16 protein-coding genes are annotated in these 19,123 nt (G+C 64.4%); 9 read left to right on the top strand and 7 right to left on the bottom strand.

Annotated features, from left to right (window positions below):
* Positions 1–69: 69 nt before the first annotated feature.
* Positions 70–1,305, top strand: a complete 1,236-nt coding sequence (locus tag ACSQ3M_RS26765) for an acyltransferase family protein (RefSeq protein WP_436153125.1) — start codon at positions 70–72, stop codon at positions 1,303–1,305.
* Here the strand turns inward: ACSQ3M_RS26765 and ccrA are convergent.
* Both ccrA and ubiG read right to left on the bottom strand, forming a co-directional pair.
* Entirely contained in the window at positions 1,272–2,546 is a 1,275-nt protein-coding gene (ccrA, locus tag ACSQ3M_RS26760) for a crotonyl-CoA carboxylase/reductase (protein WP_436153124.1), read from the bottom strand. The two genes, ACSQ3M_RS26765 and ccrA, sit on opposite strands and share 34 nt — an antisense overlap.
* Positions 2,547–2,689: 143 nt before the next feature.
* Positions 2,690–3,442 carry a bifunctional 2-polyprenyl-6-hydroxyphenol methylase/3-demethylubiquinol 3-O-methyltransferase UbiG gene (gene ubiG, locus ACSQ3M_RS26755; protein WP_436153123.1) on the bottom strand — a complete coding sequence of 251 codons (753 nt, stop codon included), beginning with the start codon at positions 3,440–3,442 and terminating at the stop codon, positions 2,690–2,692.
* A 151-nt stretch (positions 3,443–3,593) separates the two neighbouring features.
* Here ubiG and ACSQ3M_RS26750 point away from each other — a divergent pair, with 151 nt between their 5' ends.
* On the top strand, positions 3,594–4,832 hold the full coding sequence (locus tag ACSQ3M_RS26750) for an aspartate kinase (RefSeq protein ID WP_436153122.1): 1,239 nt from the start codon (positions 3,594–3,596) through the stop codon (positions 4,830–4,832).
* Positions 4,833–4,972: 140 nt separating this feature from the next.
* Positions 4,973–5,341, top strand: a complete 369-nt coding sequence (locus ACSQ3M_RS26745; protein ID WP_436153121.1) for a hypothetical protein — start codon at positions 4,973–4,975, stop codon at positions 5,339–5,341.
* Here the strand turns inward: ACSQ3M_RS26745 and ACSQ3M_RS26740 are convergent, their stop codons facing one another.
* Both ACSQ3M_RS26740 and ACSQ3M_RS26735 read right to left on the bottom strand, forming a co-directional pair.
* Positions 5,342–6,928 (bottom strand): aldehyde dehydrogenase family protein, encoded by a 1,587-nt coding sequence (locus ACSQ3M_RS26740; RefSeq protein ID WP_436153120.1) that lies wholly within the window; start codon positions 6,926–6,928, stop codon positions 5,342–5,344.
* 76 nt (positions 6,929–7,004) lie between these two features.
* Positions 7,005–8,594, bottom strand: coding sequence for a CHAD domain-containing protein (locus tag ACSQ3M_RS26735; RefSeq protein WP_436153163.1), 1,590 nt, complete (start codon positions 8,592–8,594; stop codon positions 7,005–7,007).
* 359 nt (positions 8,595–8,953) lie between these two features.
* On the opposite strand from ACSQ3M_RS26735, the gene ACSQ3M_RS26730 reads away from it, so the two are divergent.
* The 4 genes from ACSQ3M_RS26730 to ACSQ3M_RS26715 all read left to right on the top strand — a co-directional run bounded on the left by ACSQ3M_RS26730 (position 8,954) and on the right by ACSQ3M_RS26715 (position 13,642).
* Positions 8,954–9,694: a metallophosphoesterase family protein gene (locus ACSQ3M_RS26730; protein ID WP_436153119.1), complete on the top strand. Its 741-nt coding sequence runs from the start codon at positions 8,954–8,956 to the stop codon at positions 9,692–9,694.
* A 10-nt stretch (positions 9,695–9,704) separates the two neighbouring features.
* Positions 9,705–11,105: a protein kinase domain-containing protein gene (locus tag ACSQ3M_RS26725; RefSeq protein WP_436153118.1), complete on the top strand. Its 1,401-nt coding sequence runs from the start codon at positions 9,705–9,707 to the stop codon at positions 11,103–11,105.
* Between the two features lie 47 nt (positions 11,106–11,152).
* Entirely contained in the window at positions 11,153–12,193 is a 1,041-nt protein-coding gene (locus ACSQ3M_RS26720) for a phosphotransferase family protein (RefSeq protein WP_436153117.1), read from the top strand.
* A gap of 177 nt (positions 12,194–12,370) precedes the next feature.
* Complete coding sequence (locus tag ACSQ3M_RS26715) at positions 12,371–13,642, top strand: acyl-CoA dehydrogenase family protein (protein ID WP_436153116.1); 1,272 nt, start codon at positions 12,371–12,373, stop codon at positions 13,640–13,642.
* A 70-nt stretch (positions 13,643–13,712) separates the two neighbouring features.
* Here ACSQ3M_RS26715 and ACSQ3M_RS26710 read toward each other — a convergent pair whose 3' ends face one another.
* From ACSQ3M_RS26710 to ACSQ3M_RS26700, 3 genes are all read right to left on the bottom strand, one after another.
* Complete coding sequence (locus ACSQ3M_RS26710; RefSeq protein ID WP_436153115.1) at positions 13,713–14,420, bottom strand: DUF3108 domain-containing protein; 708 nt, start codon at positions 14,418–14,420, stop codon at positions 13,713–13,715.
* Positions 14,421–15,014: 594 nt separating this feature from the next.
* Complete coding sequence (locus ACSQ3M_RS26705) at positions 15,015–15,440, bottom strand: very short patch repair endonuclease (protein ID WP_436153114.1); 426 nt, start codon at positions 15,438–15,440, stop codon at positions 15,015–15,017.
* A gap of 6 nt (positions 15,441–15,446) precedes the next feature.
* A complete protein-coding gene (locus ACSQ3M_RS26700) occupies positions 15,447–16,538 on the bottom strand; it encodes a DNA cytosine methyltransferase (RefSeq protein WP_436153113.1) in 1,092 nt (363 codons plus the stop codon).
* 196 nt (positions 16,539–16,734) lie between these two features.
* On the opposite strand from ACSQ3M_RS26700, the gene ACSQ3M_RS26695 reads away from it, so the two are divergent.
* Together ACSQ3M_RS26695 and ACSQ3M_RS26690 are read left to right on the top strand one after the other, a co-directional pair.
* A complete protein-coding gene (locus ACSQ3M_RS26695; RefSeq protein WP_436153112.1) occupies positions 16,735–18,069 on the top strand; it encodes an ATP-binding protein in 1,335 nt (444 codons plus the stop codon).
* A complete protein-coding gene (locus tag ACSQ3M_RS26690; RefSeq protein WP_436153111.1) occupies positions 18,066–19,070 on the top strand; it encodes an O-methyltransferase in 1,005 nt (334 codons plus the stop codon). Before ACSQ3M_RS26695 ends, ACSQ3M_RS26690 begins: the two co-directional genes overlap by 4 nt.
* The last annotated feature ends 53 nt before the right edge of the window (positions 19,071–19,123 follow it).

The following is a 19,123-nucleotide window of genomic DNA, read 5'->3' as shown; positions in this document are numbered from 1 at the left end:
CTCGTCCCGTACCGTCTCGACCTCGGCCCGCCCGTGCTGGCCTGCTCAGGCGAGCAAGGGATAGCCGCCATGACTGCGCAAACCAACCACCCGCCGCCGCAAATCGCCGAACGCCGGCTCGATCTCGACTGGATCAGGATCGGCGCTTTCGGCCTGCTGATCCTCTACCATGTCGGCATGCTCTACGTGTCGTGGGGCTTCCATGTGAAGAGCACCCACCGGCTGCGCGAGCTCGAGCCGCTGATGCTCCTGCTCAATCCCTGGCGGATGGCGCTGCTCTTCCTGGTTTCGGGTGCCGCGACGCGGTTCATGCTGGGCAAATGCGAGATCGGCGCCTTCGCGCAGCGGCGCTCGGCCCGGCTGCTGCTCCCCCTCGCCTTCGGCATGCTGGTGGTGGTGCCGCCGCAATCCTGGGCGGAAGTCGTCGAGAAACTCGGCTTCTCCGGCGGTTATCCCGAATTCTGGTTCGGGCACTATCTCGCCTTCGACCAGAGCTTTTGTCGGGTCGAGAACGGCCGGCAGGCCTGCATCATCCTGCCGACCTGGAACCATCTCTGGTTCGTCGCCTATCTCTTTCTCTACACCATGGCGCTCACCGGGCTGGTCGCGCTGGCGCCCGGCCTGGCCGAGCGCGGCGAGCGGCTGCTGGAGCGCGCCCTGCCCGGCATGCTGCTCCTGCTCGGACCGGCGCTGCTATTTGGCCTCAACCGCCTCCTGATCTTCCCGGCCTTCCCGCCGAGCCACATCGTCATCGGCGACTGGTACCAGCACGTCCTCTACGGCTCTTGCTTCCTGTTCGGCTTCCTCGCTGCGCGCTCGCAGGTGCTGGCCGCGCGGACCGAGCAGCTGCGCTGGCTCGCACTGGCGCTGGCCGTCACAGCCTTCTTCGCCATGCTCTGGCTGCGCTCCCAGCCGCCGGGCGATCTGCGCCGCCTCGCCGGCCCCTTCATCTATGGGCTCGACCAATGGTGCTGGATCGTCGCGATCCTCGGCTTCGCCCGCCGGCATTTGTCCCGGCGCGACGGACCGGCGCGGCGCTACCTCGTCGCGGCGGTGTTCTGCTGGTACCTCGTCCACCAGACGGCGATCATCCTCGCCGCGCACTGGCTGAAGCCGCTCGCTCTGCCGGCCAGGGCGGAAGCGTTGCTGATCATCGCGGTCACGGCGCTGAGCTGCGCCGTCAGCTACGAGATCGCCCGGCGCATCGGCTGGCTGAGGCCGCTGTTCGGGATCGCGGCGGACAGGCGCAAGCGCCCGCCCGCGCCGGGCATTCAGCCTTCCAGCGCTTCGGCCACATCCTCATAGGTGCGCAGGCCGGTGCGCGGGGCGTAGACCAGCACGGCCATATTGCCCGGCGCATGCTCGTTCTTCCACATCTTGTGGTGGGCGAGCGGGATCTTGTCCCAGGGGAAGACCTCGGACATGCAGGGATCGACGCGCCGGTCGATGACGAACTGGTTGGCGGCGCTGGCCTGCTTGAGATGGGCGAAATGCGAGCCCTGCACGCGCTTTTGCCGCATCCAGACATAGCGGGCATCGAAGGTGATGTTGAAGCCGGAGGTGCCGGCGCAGAACACCACCATGCCGCCGCGCTTGGCAACGAGGCAGGAGACCGGGAAGGTCGCCTCGCCCGGATGCTCGAAGACGATGTCGACGTCCTTCTTGCCGGTGATGTCCCAGATCGCCTTGCCGAACTTGCGGGCTTCCTTGGTCCAGTCGTTGTATTCGGGCGAATTGACCGTGGGCATCTGGCCCCAGCAGTTGAAGTCCTTGCGATTGATCACGCCCTTGGCGCCGAGGCCGAGGACATAATCGCGCTTGCTCTCGTCCGAGATCACGCCGATCGCGTTGGCACCGGACGCGGCGCAAAGCTGCACGCCGAAGACGCCGAGGCCGCCCGAGGCGCCCCAGATCAGCACGTTGTCGCCCGGCTTGATGGTGTGCGGGGCGTGGCCGAAGAGCATGCGGTAGGCGGTCGCCAGGGTCAGCGTGTAGCAGGCCGATTCCTCCCAGGAGAGGTGCTTCGGCTTCAGCATCAATTGCCGCGACTGCACCCGGCAGAACTGGGCGAAGGAGCCATCCGGCGTCTCATAGCCCCAGATGCGCTGGGAGGAGGAGAACATCGGGTCGCCGCCATTGCACTCCTCGTCGTCGCCGTCGTCCTGGTTGCAATGGACGATGACCTCGTCGCCGACCTTCCAGCGCTTCACCTTGGAGCCGACAGCCCAGACGATGCCGGAGGCATCGGAGCCGGCGATATGCAACGAGCCCTTGTGTACGTCGAAAGGTGAGATCGGCTGGCCGAGGCCAGCCCAGATGCCGTTGTAGTTGACGCCGCCGGCCATCACGAGGAGCAGCACCTCCTCCTCGCCGATCGACCAGGTCGGCACGACCTCGACCTGGAAGCTGTCCTGCGGCGGACCGTGGCGCTCGCGGCGGATCGTCCAGGCGTACATGTTGGCCGGGACATGACCGAGCGGCGGCAGTTCGCCGAGCTCGTAGAGATCCTTCAACGCGGGCTTCGCGACAGGTTGCGGCTGTGCCATCGGCTCTTTCTCCCTTGTCGCCACGCCTCGTTCCGGTGGCGTTGCCGGCATCATGCAGACCATTGCTGCGCTGCGCCATACTCCTATCGAATTATGCCGCAGCGCAAAAAACAAGGGAGATCGCGGAAGGTTCCGGCGAAACCTCAGCCAGCCCTCCCCGCCGCCAGCATGTAGTTGACGTCGAGATCGCGCGAGCGCGACCAGCGATCGGCGAGCGGGTTGTAGGCGACGCCCTCGCGGGCGAAGACCGAGAGCCCGCCGGTCTCGATCGCCGCCTCGAGCTCGTCAGGCGTCACGAACTTCTCCCAGTCATGCGTGCCGCGCGGAAGCCAGCGCAGGATGTATTCGGCGCCGACGATGGCGAGCGCATAGGATTTCAAGGTGCGGTTGAGCGTCGCCATCACGAGCAGACCGCCCGGCTTCACCGCGGCGCAGCAGGAGGCGACGAAGGCGTCGACATCCGTAACGTGCTCGACCACCTCCATGGCGAGCACGATGTCGAAGCGCGCGCCCGAGGCGACGACCGACTCGATCGTCTCTTCGCGGTAGTCGACCGTAACGCCCGCCTTTTTAGCGTGGACACGTGCCACGGCGATATTGGTCGTTGCCGGGTCGAGCCCCGTCACCTGCGCGCCCAGTCGCGCCAGCGGCTCGGAGAGCACGCCGCCGCCGCAGCCGATATCGACGATGCTCAGATCCTTCAGGGCCTGAAGCGATTTCGGATCGCGCTCGAGCCGCTCGCAGACGAGGTCGCGGATGAAGGCGAGCCTGACAGGATTGAACTTGTGCAGCACCGCCATCGGCCCCTTCGGGTCCCACCAGCTTTTCGCCAGCGCGTCGAAGCGCGCGACCTCGGCCGGGTCGATGGTGGAGCCTTCGCGTGCCGCTGCCGTCATCGCCCTTGATATCCCGTTTACGCGTGTCTCGAACGCAGCCGCATTGACACTTTCGGTGCTGCCCGTCATCTACACCCGCCCTTCGCTTGGCGCGAGGGCGCTATTTGTCCCGGCTCCGCGCCGGGCCCGTTGCTGAGAGCTCTTGGACGTCATGGCCCGTCTGGTGATGAAATTCGGCGGCACTTCGGTCGCCACTGTCGAGCGCATCAAGAACGCGGCCCGCCACGTCAAACGCGAATTCGACGCCGGCAACCAGGTCGCGGTCGTGGTCTCGGCGATGTCGGGCAAGACCAACGAGCTCGTCGCCTGGGCCAAGGAAGCTGCGGCGCTGCACGATCCGGCGGAGTACGACGTCGTCGTCGCCTCGGGCGAGCAGGTTACCTCCGGGCTGATGGCGATCGTGCTGCAGGAGATGGGCCTCCCCGCCCGCTCCTGGCAGGGCTGGCAGGTCCCGCTCTACGGCTCGGACGCGCATGGCTCGGCCCGCATCGAGGGCGTCGATGGCGCCGGCATCCTCGCCGGCTTCGACCGCAATCGCGAGATCGCGGTCTGCTCCGGCTTCCAGGGCATCAACCCGCGCAGCCACCGCATCGTCACGCTCGGCCGCGGCGGCTCCGACACCAGCGCGGTCGCGCTCGCTGCCGGCCTCAAGGCCGATCGCTGCGACATCTACACCGATGTCGACGGCGTCTATACGACCGACCCGCGCGTCGTGCCGAAGGCGCGGCGCATGGACAAGGTCTCGTTTGAAGAGATGCTGGAGATGGCCTCCCTCGGCTCGAAGGTGCTGCAGGTGCGCTCGGTCGAGATCGCCATGGTCCAGCGCGTGCCGACCTATGTCCGCTCCTCCTTCGACGACCCCGACAACCCCAATCCAGGCACCCTCATCTGCGACGAGGACGACATCGTGGAACAGCAGATCGTCACCGGCATCGCGTTCTCGCGCGACGAAGCCCAGATCACGCTCCGGCGTGTCGCCGACAAGCCCGGCGTCGCTGCGGCGATCTTCGGCCCGCTGGCCGATGCCAACATCAATGTCGACATGATCATCCAGGTCGTCTCCGACGACCAGGCGACGACCGACATCACCTTCACCGTGCCGACCGCCGATTACGAGCGCGCCAAGGGCCTGCTCGAATCGAAGCATGACAGCATCGCCTACCAGAGCCTGCAGGGCGCGACCGACGTAGTGAAGATCTCGGCGATCGGCGTCGGCATGCGCAGCCATGCCGGTGTCGCGGCGCGCGCGTTCCGGGCGCTGGCCGAGAAGGGCATCAACATCCGCGCCATCACCACCTCCGAGATCAAGTTCTCGGTGCTGATCGACGCCGCCTATACCGAGCTCGCGGTCCGCACCCTGCACTCGCTCTATGGGCTCGACGCGGCCTGAGTTTTGTGGCGGCGCGCGGTCATCGCCTCGTCAGCGCCGCCATATGGTCACGAAATGACCTGATCGCTTCCGGGCTCTGATCCCATTTTTGGGTCAGATAGCTTCCTCATCGCAACCGATGGAAGGAAGCTCCGATGCGTATGATCACGATCGCCTTCGCCAGCGCCGCCACTCTTCTGGCGGGCGCTGCCAATGCCCAGGCACCGTCGACAGAGCGCCCTGCGACCCAGCCGCCCGCCTCGTCGCAGGAAGCGCCAGCGAGCGCGCCGACAATCACATCGGTCAAGGTCGTCGAGCTCGACGAACTGCCCGAGGCCACGAAGGCGCAGGTCAACCAGCTGGTAGCGACGCGCACCGCGGACGAGCTAGACAAGCTGCGTCAGGCCATCGAGAAGGCGCCGGCCGTGAAGTCCGCCATCGAGGCGAAGGGTTTTTCGTCGCGCGACGTCGTGCTCGCTCAGGTGAACAATGACGGCGAGCTGACGATCGTGACGAGAAAGGCCGGCTGATCAGCGCATGATGGTGTGGCTCTGCTCGCGCATGAACTGCGGCAGATACCAGGAGCCGAGCCCACCCTTCGAGCCGGTGCCCGACCCTTTCCAGCCGCAGAAGGTCTGGATGCCGGGCCAAGCGCCGGTCGTCGCGCCGCTGGCCCGGTTGGCATAGAGGACGCCGGCTTCGGCCGTGTCGAGAAACTGCTCCAGTTCGGTGGGCTCGTTCGTGTAGACGCCGGCGGTCAGCCCGTAAGGCACGGCGTTGCCGCGCGCGATCGCCTCGCCGAGATCGCGGAAGGTCTTGACCGTCAGAAACGGCATGAACAGCTCGTCGCGATGCAAGGCATGATCGTCGGGCAGGCCGGTGATAATCGCCGGGCGGACATAGCGACCATGATCGTAAAGGCCGCCCGACAGCACCTGCCCGCCTAGCACTCGTGCTCCGGCGGCCGAGGCTGCCGCTATGGACTTGGCGAAACGGTCGAAGGTGGCCTCGCTGATCAATGGGCCCATAAAAGTCTCGCGCTCAGCTGGGTCACCGACGACGAGCGCCTCGGCCGCCGCCGCGAGCCGCGCGACGAAGTCTTCCGCCAGAGCTTCGTGCAGGAAGACGACCGAACTGGCCGAGCATTTCTGGCCTTGCAGGCCGAAGGCCGAGCGCAGCACGCCGGACACTGCCGTATCGAGATCGGCAGAAGCTCCGACATAGGTCGGGTTCTTGCCGCCCATCTCGGCGAGCACCGGCTTGGCGTGCGCACCGCCGACGCCGAAGCCGCGCATGATCGCCATGCCGACCGCATGCGATCCGGTGAAGGCGATGCCGTCGATGCCGGGATGGGCGACAAGGGCCGCGCCGGTCTCGGAGCCGCCGCAGACCAGGTTGAAGACGCCATCCGGTAAACCGGCCTCGATCAGGCAGTCGCTCAACAGCCGCCCAGTCAGCCCGGCCATCGGACTCGGCTTGAACACGACGCTGTTGCCGGCGATCAACGCGCAGATCGACATGCCGAGCGAAAGCGCGACCGGGAAGTTGAACGGCGCGATCACCGCGAAGACCCCAAAGGGGCGCATCACGTCGAGCGTTTCCTCGCGCGGATTGGCGCGCGCCAGCGGCTTGCCGTAGCCGTCATTGGCCTCCATCTCGGCGGCGTAGAAGCGGATCAGGTCAATCGCCTCCTCGACCTCGCCGAGCGCTTCCATGCGCGACTTGCCGACCTCGAGCAGGCATGCGGCGGCGACCTCGAACTTGCGGGCCTCGAGCAGATCGGCCGCCTTGTAGGCGAGCCCGATGCGCCGCTGCCAACCGCTCTTGCGCCAGTCCGGCCCGGCTGCCCGCGCCGCCGTTACGGCCGCATCGACCTCGGCCGGGCCAGCGGCGAAGAAGCGCCCGAGGGACAGGCGCCGATCGATCGGGCACGGCGCCTCGTAAGGCGCGCCATCCAGGCTATCGCGCCCGCCGATATGGTTGGGACGATCCTGCCCGAGCAGGCGCGCACGGACATCGGCGATCACGCCGCCGAAATGGGCGTGCACGCCAGAGAAATCCTCCTTGATGTTCGAATAGGTCACGCGCGGCAGCGCCGCTGGGGAGAGGTCGTTCATGGCAGCGGGCCCCGATCGTCGGATGAGCAGTATGGGCGTGGCAGCGCGGCGCAGGAACCCGGCGACGGAATGGCGCCTATGCCCAGAACGGCGTCGTCGCCTCGAACCTGCGCCAGCGCTTCTTGAGCCCGCGGCCGGCCTCGATGGTGTGGCGGGACTGCCAGCCATGCACGGCGCCAGCGGCGAAATGATGCTCCGGCCCCGTCGCCTTGCCGCCGCGCAGGTCTACGAGAAGGTGCTGCGTCGTCGCTGCGTCGTTGGCGAGGCCGAGCGCATCCTGAAGTCGTGACAGCCGGGCGAGATATTTGCGCGTCGGCGCGCCGTCATGCAGCGGCAGGAAGAACTCGGCGGTGTAGCGCAGTTTCTTCAGCGCGAGCCGCAGCTCGTGGCGCGCCTCGGGATGGAGACTGCCGAAGCCGCGGCCGCGCTTCAGCGCCTGGCGATGGGTCCGCGCCAGCACGCGCCCCGCGAAATCGGCGGCCGGCTCGGCCAGCACCGCCATGGTCTCGCTGGGGAGGCCGCTCCGCCAGCCGCGGCGCTCGATCAAGGCACCGAAGGACAGAAGGAAACGGCAGGTTTGCGGATCCGCCAGCCGCTCCTCGACGGCGGCATAGCTTTTGGCCTGGAACGGCTCGGCCGCCGTCCGAAGCACCGACAGTCCCGCATCGCCCAGCCCCTCGGCCTCGGTATCCGGCACGGTCTGGGTGATGAAGACGTCCCAATTGCGGGCCGGTCCGAGGACATGGCCGAGGCGTTTCGCCTCCTGCCCGATCGGCACGAGAGCGGGCGATGCGACCTCGCGCTTGAAGATCGCGAGCGCGGAGCGCAGGCGGCGCAGCGAGACACGCAGCTGATGCACGGCTTCCGGCCCCGAGCGCGCAGCGACGGGCGCGAGATTGCCGAGCAGTTGCTTGTAGGTGTTGCCGAGGATCGCGGCGATCGCCGCGTCAGCATTGTCCTGCTCGGTGATCTCGACCGGCTTCGCCTTGACCGCCCTCGGCAGGCGCGAGAAGGCGAGGCCATAGCCGCGCGCCGACTTGCTCTGCGTCTCAAGCCGCAACGGCGCGATATCGAGCAAGACGAGCCCGAGCTCGTAGAGCACCGCCGCTTCGCCCTCCTTCAGCTCGAGCTCGACCTCGCTCACCGGCAAGCTCTTCTCGCCGGCCTCGATCGTGCCGTCGTCGAAGGCGATCTCGATCAGCGCGCCGGCATAATCGAGCCGGCGGACGCGTCGCCTGATGCGCGTGGCGAAGACCGGTGCGAGCTGGCCGGCAGAGAGGCTGGCGAGCGGTTCGCCAATCTCGGCGAGCGGGAGCAGAGTGAGATCGAGCGTGCCGTCCGGCAGCGCGACCTCCCATTCGTCGCGCGCCAGGGGACCGCCCGAGCCAGACCGTTTCAGCGTCTGGACATGGCGCTTGCCGCTGCGGCGCACGCGCAGCGACAGGCCGTTGCGATCGAGCAGGCGGTCGGGCGTGTCATAGTAGACCGCGTCGAGCCGGCGCGTGACACCCTGGTTGCGGGCATGGCGCGCGATCAGCTCGGCGCCGCGCAGCGTCTCCAGCGCCTCAGGCGAAGCGGCGAGCTTCAGCTCGATCTCGCGCGGCGGCGGCTTCTGCGGCGCGGACGGCGCAGCGTCGTCGGGCTGGGCGACTTCGTCTCTCGGCACGGCGTCCAAGGCATCTCTCCACTGGGCGGTGCGTGACTGTGCCGAGACAGTAGCGTCGCCGGCAGCAGCTTGTCACCACGTCGCCAGGATTAGTCCATCCCGGCGACGTGGCTGGCCGCCCTACAAGGCCTGCAGGATCGCCTGCTCGACCGGCGTGTGGGCGATGCCCCGGATAGTCTCAAGGGCTCGCGCGGCAACAAGGGCGGCTGCGCCATGCACCAGGCCCTCCATCGTCAGGCCTTCCCCACCGCAAGCGGGGGAAGGGAACAGCTCCGCGCCTGAGCCGAAAGGCGCGCTGGCCAAGCCGGCGACGACACTGCCACGATGTGCGCATCCCCGGATTCGGGCCCGGATACTGAATGCGGATCGCCATCCTCTCCGACATCCATGCCAACCGCGAGGCGTTCGAGGCGGTGCTGGCAGCCGTGCGCCGGCTGGCGCCGGACCGGCTGGTGCTGCTCGGCGACATCGTCGGCTACGGCCCCGAGCCCGGCTTCTGCGTCGATGCGGCGCGCGAACTCGTCGCTGCCGGCGCCATCTGCATCCGCGGCAACCATGACGAAGCCGCCGTCCACGGCCCCATCGGCATGACGCCGAACGCCCATGAGGCAGCGCTGTGGACCAGGGCACAGCTCAGCACCGAGCAGAGCGGCTTTCTGGGCGGTCTGCCGCTGACTGCGGAGCTCGACGGCGTGCTCTTCGTCCATGCCAGCGCCCGCGATCCCGCCGCATGGCACTATGTCCGCGACCTCAGAAGCGCCGATGCCTGCCTCGCGGCAACGGGGGCAAAAACGGTGATCTGCGGCCACACCCATCTGCCGACGATCTTCTACGCCAGGGCCGGGCGCGAGCCGGTGGCCTTCATCCCTTTGCGCAACGTGGCGGCGCCGCTCTCTGCCGTGCATCGCCATGTCGTCGTGGTCGGCGCCGTCGGCCAGCCGCGCGATGGCGATCCGGCCGCCTGCTTTGCTCTGCTCGATACGCAGGCGCGCGAGGTCACCATGGTGCGCGTGCCCTATGACACCCAGGAAACCGCGCGGAAGATCAAGGCGGCGGGCCTGCCGGACTGGCTCGGCCTGCGCCTGCAGATCGGCAGATAGGGGGGACGGGATGGAACGGCCTGGGATCGGCACGGTCATCGACGGTTTCACGCTTACCGAGCGACTGAAATCCGGCGGCATGGCGACGCTCTGGCGCGCCACACACCCGGACCATGCCGGCCCGCTCGTCCTGAAGATCCCGGTGCTCGACCCCGGCGCCGATGTCTCGGCTATCGTCGGCTACGAGACCGAGGTGCTGATCCACAAGCGCCTGTCGGGCCCGCATCTGCCGCGCTTCGTCGCGTCGGGCGATCTCGCGCGCATTCCCTATATCGCCATGGACTTCATCGCCGGGACTAGCCTGGCCGAGCTGATCAGGCAGGCGCCCCTGCCCTTCGCCGAGGTCCAGCGCATCGGCATCGCGATCGCGATGGCGCTCGCCGATCTGCACCGGCAGAACGTGGTCCATCTCGACCTCAAGCCCGAGAACGTGATCCTGACCGACACGGGCGCGGTGCTGCTCGATTTCGGCCTCGCCCGCCATGCCGAACTACCCGATTTGCTCGGCGAGGAAAGCCGCGAGCCGATGGGGACGGCGGCCTATATCGCGCCCGAGCAGGTGCTGGGCGAGCGCTCCGACCCGGCGAGCGATCTCTTCGCGCTCGGCTGCCTGCTCTACCAGATGGCGTCGGGCGAGGAGCCGTTCGGGCGGCCCAGGACCGTGCCCGGCATGAAGCGGCGGCTCTATCACGCGCCCAAGCCCTTGCGCGCCATCAACGAGCAGGCGCCGGCCTGGCTCGAGGAGATCGTCTCCCGCTGCCTCGAGGTCGATCGTGGCCGGCGCTATGCCGATGCCGGCAAGCTCGCCTTCGACCTGCGCCATCCCGAGCAGGTCACCGTCTCGCGCAAGCGCCGAACCGCCGAGGAGCGCGGCCTCGGCAAGCGGCTGGTCGACCTGTTCCAGAAGCGCGACGAAGCCGAGGTCACCGGCACACCGACTGTGGCGCGGCGCAAGGCCGGCCCCTCGATCGTGCTCTCCGCCGTCGATCTGTCGGAGGGGCCGGACGCGCTCGCGGCGGCGGTCCTGGCCGAAACCAGCCGGCTGCTGGCGGCACGGCCGGATTCCTCGCTCGCCTGCCTGACGGTGCTGCGGACTGAGATCATCGGCGAGACCAGGACCGTCGATGCACAAGGCCGCTCACTCTATATCGGCCGGCTGGTGGCGCTGAAGGACTGGGCCCGGCCGCTGCACCTGCCGGAGGACCGGGTCAGCTACCACGTCATCGAGGCGGTCAGCCCCGCCGATGCGATCCTGCGCTATGCCGAGCACAACGACATCGACCATATCGTGCTCGGCGCCCGCTCCTCCTCGCCGCTGCGCCGCCATCTCGGCAGCGTCTCGACCAAGGTCGTGGCGGAGGCGCTGTGCTCGGTCTCGGTGGTCCGGGTGAAAGGTGGCTCGGAAGCGTGAGCGATGTCGCGTTGACCTCCCCGCCCTCGCCTCCGAATATGCCGGCCATGCCGGCCACCCCCTCCGCCCTCCCCGAATTCGATTCCGCCCGGCTGGATGCCTTCCTGCGTTCTGCCCTGCCCGGCCGCGCCATCGGGCAGATGGAGCTCGAGCGGATCGGCGGCGGTCAGTCGAATCCGACCTTCTTCGTCAGCTATCCCGATGCCGCCACGCGGCTCGTCCTGCGCAAGAAGCCGCCGGGGCCGTTGTTGCCCTCGGCCCATGCGGTCGAGCGCGAATACCGCATCCTGAAGGCGCTCGCCGGCTCAGCCGTGCCGGTGCCGCCGGTCCTGCTTCTGCACGAAGCTGACGATGTCATCGGCACGCCCTTCTACCTGATGGAGCGGCTGGAGGGCCGCGTCTTTCATGACACCGGCCTGCCTGGCATCACGCCTGAGGAGCGGCGCGGCATGTATTTCGCCATGGCCGAGACGCTGGCGGCACTGCACGGTTTCGACTGGCAAGGCGCGGGCCTCAGCGATTTCGGCAAGCCCGGCAATTACTATGCCCGCCAGCTCACGCGCTGGGGCCGGCAATGGCGCGAAACGAAGACGCGCGAGATTCCGGCGATCGACCGGCTGATCGACTGGCTCGGCACCAATCTCGACGAGACGCCGGAGACCAGCATCGTCCATGGCGATTTCCGCCTGGGGAACCTGATGTTTGCGCCGAACGAGCCGCGCATCGTCGCCGTGCTCGACTGGGAGCTCTCGACGCTCGGCCACCCGCTCTCCGACGTCGCCTTCTCCTGCCTGCCCTGGCATTCGACGCCGCAGATGTATGCCGGCATCGTCGGGCTCGATCGCGAGGACCTCGGCATCCCGACGCAAGACGAATACATCGCCCGCTATTGCGCCGCCGCCGGGCGGGCGCAGGGACCGGGGCGCTTCCACCTCGCCTTCTCGCTGTTCCGCTTCGCCGTCATCCTCGACGGCATCGCGGCGCGGGCGAAGACCGGCAACGCCGCCGCCGAGAATGCAGTGGCGGTCGGCGCGATGGCGGAGAGTTTTGCTGAGCGCGCGGAAGCGTTGGTCGAGGCGTCACAATGAAGGGCGCGGGGAACCCTTCTCCCGTGTGGGAGAAGGGCAGGGATGAGGGCCTGCCCTCCCCGATTGAGGTCGCAGCGGCGCCGTCGCATTCAAGCAATCAGCGGCAGTCCCTCACCCCTGCCCCTCTCCCATCCGGGAGAGGGGTTCCCCGAGCGCCCTGGACCTAAGGAGAGCACCATGGATTTCGCCTATTCGGCCAGGGTCGAGGAATTGCGCGGCAGGCTGCAGGCCTTCATGGACGCCCATATCCAGCCGGCCGATGCCGCCTGGAAGCATGAGGTCGAGGCCGGGCGCTATCCGAGCGCGCTGATCGACGATCTCAAGGCCAAGGCAAGGGCGGAGGGCTTGTGGAATCTCTTCCTGCCGGCACTCAAGGCGGACGAGCCCGGCACGCGGCTGAGCAATCTCGAATACGCCCCGCTCGCCGAGATCATGGGCCGGATCTACTGGTCGTCGGAGGTGTTCAATTGCAACGCCCCCGACACCGGCAACATGGAAATCCTGCACATGTTCGCGACGTCCGAGCAGCGCGAGCGCTGGCTCGTGCCGCTGATGAACGGCGAGATCCGCTCCTGCGTCGGGATCACCGAGCCCGGCGTCGCCTCCTCCGACCCGACCAACCTGCAGACCACGATCATCCGCGACGGCGACCATTACGTCATCAACGGCCGCAAATGGTGGACGACCGGGGCGCTGCACCCGAAGACCAGGTTCTGCATCGTGATGGGGCTGTCCGATCCGCGCCCCGAGGCCGATCCGCACAAGCGCCACAGCATGATCATCGTGCCGATGGATTCGCCCGGCCTCAGCGTGATGCGCAACCTGCCGCTGCTGAACCATTATTCGATCGAGGGCCACACCGAGACCGAATTCACCGAGGTCAGGGTGCCGGCGGCGAACCTGCTCGGCGAGGAAGGCGCAGGGTTCGCCTTGGCGCAGGCGCGGCTCGGGCCGGGGCGCATCCACCATTGTATGCGCTCGATCGGCCAATGCGAGGTCGCGCTCGAACTGATGGTCGAGCGCGCGCTGGAGCGGAAAGCCTTCGGGCGCAACCTTTCCGACTACGCCAATGTCCAGGACTGGATCGCCGAGGGGCGCATGGAGATCGACCAGGCCCGCCTGCTCTGCCTGCGCGCCGCCTGGATGATGGACAAATATGGCAACAAGGCCGCCCGCACCGAGGTCTCGGCGATCAAGGTCGTGGCGACGCGGCTCCAGACCAAGCTGGCCGACCGGGCGATGCAGGTGTTCGGCGCCGGCGGGCTCTCCAACGACACTCCCCTCGCCTTCATCTACTCGTGGGGCCGGGCCCTGCGCTTCATCGACGGGCCGGACGAGGTCCACCTGCGCACCATCGCCCGCGCCGAGATCAAGAAGCGCAAGGAGAGCGGGCGGAGCGCGTTTGCGGAACAGGGGGTGAAGAGGCCTTGGGTGAAGGGAGTGGGGTAGGAGTTCGGACTTTGAACGGCTCGTCGCCGTGCAGGGAAGCGAGCCAATCGAATCGACCGACCGCAAGCTCTCAATCGACTTCGACAGGAGGCGCGGCGAGCTGGACCGCAACCGTGCCGAACCAGCGGGTTTCGACCTCGAAGCGCAAGGGCAGCGGAAACTCGCCGCCCTCGCGCAGCGCGATCAGGACCGAGCCCTTCAAAGGCCGCATCGCGGCCTCGCGATCATCGTCATGCCTGAAGCCGGCGATCGTCCGGACGGTGAAGCCGCAGCGCAGCCCGCGGCCATTCAAGGGGCCCTGGTCGCTCACCTGCAGCTTCGTCGACGAGGTCATGACGGCAAGCGAGCGGCGGCGGCCGTCATAGATCGCCGTGCTGCCGTCGCAGCCTTCAGTCTCCGCCACCTTCTTGAGCATCCCCGCGACGCCGGAGAGCGAGTCGACCGTGCCCCGGATCAGTTCGGGCGGGACTGGCTCGCGGTCCTCGTTCGACGGTTCCTGCCGCCGGACGGTCGGCAATCCGCGCTGATAATGCAGCTCGCTGACATAGGCGCGACCGCGCCATGAGCCGTTCGCAGCATAGAGCCGCGGCTCGGGGCCACTGCGGCCCCAGCGGCCTTCCACCCGGCCGGACTGCTCCGCAGCCCCGACAAGCTGCGCCGCCCGATAGGGGCGCGTGCGGATCTCGATGCGATAGCCGGCGCGATCCAGCATCGTCGTCACCTCGATCTCGCCCAGCGAGACCCCGCCCAGCACCGTGACGTCGTAGCGAAGGCGCATCTCGCGCGCCGAAGCGGCCGAGGGCGCGGCGCAGCTAAGCGCGCCGGCGACCAGGGCGCCTGCCGCGATGGCCCTTGGGCGGGCCTGTCTGGATGCGATGCCGGTCAAGGAACTGCCCTCTCGCCGCGCTCAGGCATCATCGCTATCGCCGAAGAGGCTGCGTAGCCTCGCAGCCCCTCGGCGTCGTCGGTGTCGAATTCGCGCCCAAGCATCCGCATCATCCCGCTCGAGACCGGCTGGTCCCCTCTCCCTCCGCGTGAGCGCCCGGCGTTACAGGGCCATGGCCGAGGCGATGCGCCGTTGTAGCGCGGACGACGAGAGCCCCGCCATGCACGAAGGCGCGACGCGTTGCTGTCGCAGACCGGGCGATGCAGGGCTCAGTGCCGGCGGCTCTTCAACGACACGCCGCTGGCCTTCATCTCCTCCTGGGACTGGGCACTGCGCTTCATCGATGGGCCGGGCGCCTGCGCGCCATCGCGTGGGCGGTGATCAAGAAGCGCAGGGAGAGCGGGCGGAGCGCGTTTGCTGGGCAGGGGTGAAGGCCTTGGGTGAAGGGGGTGGGCTACGAGTCTGGGCTTTGAACGGCTCGTCGCCCTATAGGGAAGCGAAACACTCCAGCACTTGATCCCGCAAGATACGTGAAAGGGACTCCGGGTCCTTTGTCTCGCATTCCCAGATGACGACGACCTGCCATCCCGACGCTTCCAATTCCGCGGCGACCCGGCCGTCGCGCGCAGTGTTGGCGCTGAACTTCTCGCCCCAATAGTCGGGGCGTGTGCCAGGGTTAGACGCCTTCCGGCAGCCCGGATGCCTATGCCAAAAGCAGCCATGAACGAACAGCGCTATGCGCCGTTTCGGGAAAACGAGGTCCGGTTTGCCAGGCAGGTCCTTGCGATGGAGTCTGAAGCGAAGCCCTAAGGCGTAAGCTGCTTTCCTGACACGAACTTCGGGGGTCGTATTTTTGCCCCCGACGCGAGACATCAGCCAAGACCGCCGTTCCGGCGTCAGCCGATCGACCACAATCCCTCACTCCGCTGCGACCGGTAGCTTTGCTCCGATCTCAATGCGCTTTGCTATCAACGAAAATATGGCTTTAGACATGATGGGAGAAACACTGTTCCCTATCATTCGATAGCTATGCCAGACGGTCGGATGGAACCGGAAGCTGTCTGGAAAGCCCTGAAGACGCGCACCCTCTCTAACTGTTAGAACCCTCGGCTCGTCTGGATGAATCGGCCGGACCGATTGAAAAGACCCGCGATCGTTGCCAGTACCTGCCCGCAACGTCGGGCATTGAGCATTCCAATCGAGTCGGGGATGCCTGCCTATAATGTCGACGCCCCCTGGCGCGACTTCTTTGAATCTCGCAACGACCTTGGGTGTGTGGACGGTGCGGCGGTGCCCTGTGAAAGTCCCATCGGCACTCCTTAGCCCCGCTGCATATTGGCTGGGCCTGCCCGTCCTCGTGATCTTCCAGATGTCAAAGCCGTCTCTCTCTCCGACCATTGTTGCCGAAGACAGGTCGTCGATGGCAGCTTGGACGGTCGCCGGCTTTTGCTTTATGGCGTCGATGTTGTCTGCCGTGAGGCGATCGAAGCGAGTGGGGTCGTATCCGATCACAAACAAACGCGGCCGTCGCGTTGCAGCCCCGAATTCGGCAGCATCTAGAATGATTGGTCCTAGAATCTGATAAATTCCAGGCAACAGCCCCAACGCTTCGTCGAGCACCGGCCGCGCATCCGCATACCCTAGCCCCTTGACGTTCTCCATCACGAAAAACGCCGGCCGCAACTCTCCCACGAGCCTGAAAAAGTGCCCAAGCAGCGATCGTCTCGGATCGTCGACTTTGCGGTGGCCAATATCGCTGAACGCTTGGCAGGGTGGCCCACCGAAGACCCCGTCGACCTGTCCCCCCACCTCACGCTCGATATCCCTTCCATCCGGCACCGACAGGTCGGTCAGCACCAACTTGGTCTGTGGATAATTCCTGCCGAATGACGATGTGAGGATGGGATCAATATCAAATGCGACCTTAGGAGCAAGGCCCGCCGCATGAGCACCAAGCGAAAATCCACCGCAACCGCAAAAAAGATCGACAATCCGAGGTTGCACTTGCACGAAAGGTTCCCGCCCCTGATGATGCCGTCAGGGGTGCATACCTGATTTGTCAAGAGTCGTCGAACGGTAGTCTTGCGCCCTGTCGTACGGTCCTTTGGTTGGGTGTCGGATAATGCCATCAGGAAGAGCAATCGCGCCAGACGGAAATGCTCCTCCAACCATCTATGGAGGGCCAACGAAGCGCTTCTTCGTTTCGATGCTCACACGCGACATCGAACTGAACGATGCAATCCTCGATCTCGTTGATAATTGCGTTGATGGCGCAATGCGTCAACGAAAAGGGAAACTCGATGAGCCAATGCCGTTCAAGGGCTTTCAAGCTAATTTGGTATTGTCGCAGAATCACTTTCACGTTAGTGACAATTGTGGCGGCATTCCAAAAGACTATATTGACGATGCTTTTAGTCTTGGGCGACCAAATATCAAGAAAGACGGAGACCTGCCAACGATTGGCATGTACGGAATTGGCATGAAGAGAGCGATCTTTAAGATCGGAAACTCAGCTTCTGTACAATCCAATTCCTCAGACGGGTTCTTTGAGGTTAAATATACCTCCGAATGGCTCGATCCAGAAAACGACAAATGGGATTTACCGATAAGCAGATCAAACGGGAAAGACGACAATTTAGGTGTTACCATAGATGTTGATAACGTAAAGCCGGATATTGGCAGGCAATTTGAAAACGAGGCATTCATAAATGCGTTGAAAAACGAAATTTCTGAGCATTTTGGCTATCTAATGCAACGTGGCTTCTCGATAACAGTAAACAAGGAGCCGCTTAAGCCAAAAACACTCATTCTCTTCAACGCGGCTCACTCTGATGATAGCGACATTAGAGCCTTTGATTTCGAAGCAATACACGATGAGGTCAGTATAAAGGTCACGATTGGGCTCTTTAGAGGACTTGCGAAGGAAGCAGAGATCGACGACGAAACGGACAGCCCAAAGGAGAAGGAGACGGCCGGAATTTCCGTTGTCTGCAATGATCGAGTGATTCTTTTATCGGACCGGACGCTCAAGAGCGGCTGGGGCGATGGAACGGTTCCGAGATACCATCCTCAGTTCAGAGCTATCGCCGGACTCATTATTTTTTCCAGCAACAATGCTGAAAAGCTTCCGATTTCAACAACTAAGCGGGGGCTCGACGTCGGGTCTGAGATTTATCTTTTAGCTCGGAAAGCCACGATGGAAGGGCTCAAAACGTTCACAGATTTTACCAATAAATGGAAAGGGATGGAGGACGAGACAGCAGCATATTTTGAGCCTGCAAAACGTGCCGATGTCAAAACAACGATCTCTCTTGCCAAAGCATATGGAATTTCTGTCCGCGGAGTGGATGGCGCGAAGAAATATATTCCGAAACTACCACTACCGGCTAACAAAAATCCTCGGCGCCGCGTTTCATTTGTAAGAGACGACCAGTCGATTCGCCAAATTTCGAAGTACCTATTCGACGATTCGTCTCAGCACCCTTCAATCGTTGGAGGAGAGTGCTTTGATCGCGTGCTCGCAGAGGCGACCAAGAAATGAGTGGCGAGGATATCCCTTACCAGTTGCGGCCGAATAAATTTATCGACCGCCAGGCATTTACAGACCTCTTAAGCCGATTGGTTCCCTCAATCGGCGCCGATAAATACGTATACCTTTCGATGGGTGGGCGCCATCTAGTCGACCACAATGCTGTTTATCGACAGGTCGGTGTTACTAAATTATTTTCATTCGACAAAAATGGCACCGTTGTCGAGAGGCAAAAATTCAATCGCCCCATTGACAGTGCCATTTGCGATGAAATGCCCGCAAGTAATTTGCCAAGCATAATCGATTCCATCTCCGACAAATTTCCGGACACAACCAATGTTATTGTTTGGCTCGACTATACGGATCCAAACAGCCGGCTCACTCAACTTCAAGAGTTGATCGAGGTCGCGAAGAGGCTCCAACCCGGAGACGTTATTCGCATAACTCTCAATTCCAGCCTTGGATCTTTGGACGGACCCAAAGGGTCTACGTTCTGGAAAGACAACGGATTTCCCTCTCCGAAGGAGTATCGTTTGTCGAAACTGAGCGAGCAATTGGACACTTTTGTTCCGGCAGACCTGGAAGGGATAGGAGAGGACGAGTTTCCTTCCGTTCTATGCAGATGTGTCGGACTGTCCTTTTCAAAGGTTGAAGGCGAGAGTGGAGGAATTTCGTTCAAGCCAGTCTTGTTGACCACATATAAGGATGGTCAGCGCATGGTTACGGTAACCTGCCTCGTGGTTCCGCGCTCAGGTGCAAACGCCAATTTGCACAGATTGCAATCGTGGCCGTTCTTACCAGCAAATTGGAGCGACGTTACATACATCAGCGCGCCGGATTTGTCTCTTCGAGAAAAGCTCAAGATTGACGAAAATCTTTCCAGAGAACCGAACATCGTACTAGATAATTTAGGATTTCTACCTGGGTCTAGCAAAGATAATTCGTTAAAAGCGATTTCAAGCTATCAACGTCTTCATCGCTATTATCCCTCATTCCATCATGTGGATACGTAAACAGGCAGACGATTGCGCCAGATACGAAAGCTTCCAGATTTTGACGATTCGTG

It is taken from the genome of Allobosea sp. LjRoot90, assembly GCF_964254315.1.
Lineage (GTDB): Bacteria > Pseudomonadota > Alphaproteobacteria > Rhizobiales > Beijerinckiaceae > Allobosea.
Note: the sequence above shows the minus strand (reverse complement) of the source record. Positions and strands in the feature narration are given on the sequence as shown.

Bases quoted from the DNA above. Each gene is read 5' to 3' on its own strand.
- ACSQ3M_RS26765 (WP_436153125.1), top strand. From the start codon at position 70: ATGACTGCGCAAACCAACCACCCGCCGCCGCAAATCGCCGAACGCCGG.
- ccrA (WP_436153124.1), bottom strand. From the start codon at position 2,546: ATGGCACAGCCGCAACCTGTCGCGAAGCCCGCGTTGAAGGATCTCTAC.
- ubiG (WP_436153123.1), bottom strand. From the start codon at position 3,442: ATGACGGCAGCGGCACGCGAAGGCTCCACCATCGACCCGGCCGAGGTC.
- ACSQ3M_RS26750 (WP_436153122.1), top strand. From the start codon at position 3,594: ATGGCCCGTCTGGTGATGAAATTCGGCGGCACTTCGGTCGCCACTGTC.
- ACSQ3M_RS26745 (WP_436153121.1), top strand. From the start codon at position 4,973: ATGATCACGATCGCCTTCGCCAGCGCCGCCACTCTTCTGGCGGGCGCT.
- ACSQ3M_RS26740 (WP_436153120.1), bottom strand. From the start codon at position 6,928: ATGAACGACCTCTCCCCAGCGGCGCTGCCGCGCGTGACCTATTCGAAC.
- ACSQ3M_RS26730 (WP_436153119.1), top strand. From the start codon at position 8,954: ATGCGGATCGCCATCCTCTCCGACATCCATGCCAACCGCGAGGCGTTC.
- ACSQ3M_RS26725 (WP_436153118.1), top strand. From the start codon at position 9,705: ATGGAACGGCCTGGGATCGGCACGGTCATCGACGGTTTCACGCTTACC.
- ACSQ3M_RS26720 (WP_436153117.1), top strand. From the start codon at position 11,153: ATGCCGGCCACCCCCTCCGCCCTCCCCGAATTCGATTCCGCCCGGCTG.
- ACSQ3M_RS26715 (WP_436153116.1), top strand. From the start codon at position 12,371: ATGGATTTCGCCTATTCGGCCAGGGTCGAGGAATTGCGCGGCAGGCTG.
- ACSQ3M_RS26710 (WP_436153115.1), bottom strand. From the start codon at position 14,420: ATGCGCCTTCGCTACGACGTCACGGTGCTGGGCGGGGTCTCGCTGGGC.
- ACSQ3M_RS26695 (WP_436153112.1), top strand. From the start codon at position 16,735: ATGCTCACACGCGACATCGAACTGAACGATGCAATCCTCGATCTCGTT.
- ACSQ3M_RS26690 (WP_436153111.1), top strand. From the start codon at position 18,066: ATGAGTGGCGAGGATATCCCTTACCAGTTGCGGCCGAATAAATTTATC.